This is a genomic window from Methylicorpusculum sp., from assembly GCF_030651835.1.
Lineage (GTDB): Bacteria > Pseudomonadota > Gammaproteobacteria > Methylococcales > Methylomonadaceae > Methylicorpusculum.
The window spans coordinates 1-3203 of record NZ_JAUSBX010000121.1 but is presented as its reverse complement, the minus strand read 5'-3'; the positions used below and the strand labels follow the sequence as shown (position 1 = coordinate 3203).

The following is a 3203-nucleotide window of genomic DNA, read 5'->3' as shown; positions in this document are numbered from 1 at the left end:
TAGTAGTTGAAAGTAAATCAACACCGTCATTCCGGCATGGATTGCCGGAGCCGTTAGACCGCGTAAGCGAATCCAGGTCACAAGGATGTGAAAGCCCAACGCCATCCATGGCTTCTGGACCCCGGCAATCCCTGCCGGGGCAACGCCTACTATTAACGCGAACATAGCCTTAAAAAAGCCTTAATGATCCCGTCAAATTCGACCCAACTTACAACAGTAAACCACCCAAAAATAAGCGTAATCAACTCTCTTCAGAATCGCTTAGTGATTACCGCAATGTTCGCTCTCTCTTGGAGCAAGATAAGGACCCGCCAGAAACCCTTCGTCAGGATTATTGATCATATCCTGATTTGCAACTCTGGAAAGATCATGCGTGTAGTCGGTCATCGAATTGATAATCTGGACCACAGCAGCATTTATCAGCATCACAACTGGATCACCGCCACCAGATCCCTGGACTATAGATTGCGTCCCGTACCAGATTACTTCACCGGACGCCGTATCAAGCAACTTGGCGCTGGCTTTGATGGTGGTAATAGATTGCAACACCATATACTTTTGGCCCCATTCTTCAATGGTCACATACAAAACGGCATCCGCACCGATGATCTCTTTGATTTTTTTCAGCGGCACACCATGCATCTCTTCCGATGAAGGCAGACCATTCTCCTTCATATAGGCATCGATTACGGCAACCGGAAATACATAGTAACCACATTCCGCCAATGGATGGGTAATGGTCGATAAATAACTGTAAGGGGCATTAACGTCAGTTGTTAGATTCAAAGGCGGTAACACCAGGATGGACCTGGGCCGATAATTACGAAAAGCAGAATAATCGAAGGGCAATTTCGAAGGACAGCCGGTTAAAAAAACCAATAACAGAACGGATAAAAATCTGAAAATAAGAGATGCAGGGGTCATTGTTTTATTCTGCTCATCAAGCCATCAATAAAGATCGCTGATTCAGGAAACAGCTGTTTTTCTGCTGCAAATTCAAGAAAGGCTGATTGCGTATCTCCCTGCAAATAATACATATAACCCAGATGCGCATGAAGACCTGGCGGAATCTGCTTTCCGGATTCACTCGCAATACCGATGTCTTCTCTTATTTTTGCAATTTGAGTCGCAGGGTCTGCCGAACCCGGCTCACTATACATCTGATAAATCATGTCTTCGTATTCGCCCCAATAGTACAGGGACGGGGGTGTACAACCGGAAACAAACAAGCAAGAGAATGCCACTATCCTTTTGATTAAAGCTCCGGCCATTAATTTCCTGGCGTTGGATTCCATTGACCACGCTCCAGACCGTTAACTAAGTTATTGACAGCCTCCATGATTGCCAGATTAAGGACTTTGCCGTTTAAAGTCGCATCATAACCTGCGCTTGATCCAAAGCCGATGACTTCTCGGTTACTGAGCTCATATTCACCGGCGCCCTGAACTGAATAGATGATTCGTGAGGTTTTGACATCGACTACGTTTAAAGCAACTTTCGCGTAAGCCACCTGATTCTTTCCATAACCCAGTATTCCGAATAGCTGGGTATCACCTGTTGTGCGACGCCCGAACTCGGTAACATTGCCGGTCAATACGACCTGAGCACCTTGGAGTTGCTGTTGAGCACCACGGATCTTAGCCTCCTGCGCAATTTCTTCCATATTCTCTCTATCGACTACGTCAAACCTGCCCGATTGCTGCAAATGCGTTTTCAATATGGTCTTGGCTTGACTACCAAGTTGATCAATGCCGTCTGAGAAGATACCTCGCATATAGGCTGATCGATTATCAAACTTTCCGACAACCAGCGAGTGTTTTATTCCTTGATAAACAGTCGTTGAAGAAGGAACGGATTCTGGAACTAAGGCCCGGTGAGTTTCAGTGGCGCACCCGCTTATAAAAAGAACGCTTAAAATAGAAGCTATGCGCCAAAAGTTGCAAAGATAATTTGTGCGGATATTGAATAATTCTGGCATGGGGTTTTCCCTGAATTGACTTAAATGGGATAGGGCAAGATCGTCGGTAACTCTTTGCTGTATTGACGTTATCAACTGAAGTTTCCCAGTTTTTATAGGGTTCTCCAGGCTTGTTGGAGAGCTTTGTATGCATTAATAGTTACCGTCATTCCGGCAGGGATTACCGGACCAATCCGCGGGGAGCGGATTGGCACTCGCCCGAAGGGTGCCCGGGCAGGATAGCCCGGCATGAGCCTAGAAGCCATGGATGGTAAGGACTGGATCACGTCCTTGTGTCCTGAATCCAGGCAATTCCTGCCGGGATGACGTCTCATCCTTAAGCGGCAGTGCTTTATTAAATAGATTTGCCACCTTTTTCTATCAATAATTCCTGCAACTCAAGCAGAATGGCCGTTCGTTTTTGAAATTATTGGGAAACTTCAGGTTATCAACTCTCACTGTTGACAAAAACTAACGATACGGCGTTTTTATTTACTCTAAAGGCTTGTCGTTCCGCCTGTTGACGAGCAAGTTCATTTTTTACTGGCCGCAAGTGAGCTACCAACCTAAGTCAGTTGACAGAAATCCCGCTAAGCCATTCAACTTGCGGTTTTTTTGTACTTCCTTGGGCTTCTTAAAATCCTAAAATGGCTCGATGACAGGGATATTGCAGAGAGCGACAGGGACGTATTGATGCGTCCTTTGTAATCAAACATCTACACCATTAATTACAAGTGGGCGAGTAGTTACATTATTTCTTATATAACTGATTATTAAAATACGTGTAAACACCTAGATGATGGTTTGATTTGTAATGATCTCTAACATTTTTTTAACCTTTTTCACTTCCGGTGGGTTTGCGGCAGTTGGCGGGGTTTAACCGTTTTTTGGAGGGCGGCCTGGTGTGGCAAAAGATTAATTCTACTTTGTCATATTCAATAAACGCACCATTCAGAATCGTCATTTCTGCAGGGATTGCCGGAGCCGTTAGACCGCGTAAGCGAATCTAGGCTCCATGGATAGCTTGAAGCTTACCGTCCCTGGCACTGGATCCCCGCTTCCCGGCGAGGATGACGAGTTTGTGTGTAATCTGACAAAGTAGAATTAATTAGTGCCTGAAAGAAAATCAAAATATGCCATATAATACAATATGTTATAATTAATACGAAGCACCAAGATCTATCGTGCTGGCACCGATTTTACCACTTATCCGCCTAAAATAGGCTTGTCAGTGGCTAAAACCACA

3 protein-coding genes are annotated in these 3203 nt (G+C 45.0%); all 3 read right to left on the bottom strand.

Annotated features, from left to right (window positions below; all coding sequences use genetic code 11):
* Positions 1 to 261 precede the first annotated feature (261 nt).
* Genes Q7V32_RS15610 through Q7V32_RS15600 form a run of 3 tightly spaced genes read right to left on the bottom strand, consistent with a single transcriptional unit; the run spans position 262 to position 1978 of the window.
* Positions 262 to 924: a GNA1162 family protein gene (locus Q7V32_RS15610; protein WP_304897903.1), complete on the bottom strand. Its 663-nt coding sequence runs from the start codon at positions 922 to 924 to the stop codon at positions 262 to 264.
* A complete protein-coding gene (locus Q7V32_RS15605) occupies positions 921 to 1271 on the bottom strand; it encodes a DUF4810 domain-containing protein (protein WP_304897902.1) in 351 nt (116 codons plus the stop codon). The genes Q7V32_RS15610 and Q7V32_RS15605 overlap by 4 nt, the downstream gene beginning before the upstream one ends.
* Entirely contained in the window at positions 1271 to 1978 is a 708-nt protein-coding gene (locus Q7V32_RS15600; RefSeq protein WP_304897901.1) for a CsgG/HfaB family protein, read from the bottom strand. The genes Q7V32_RS15605 and Q7V32_RS15600 overlap by 1 nt, the downstream gene beginning before the upstream one ends.
* Positions 1979 to 3203 lie beyond the last annotated feature (1225 nt).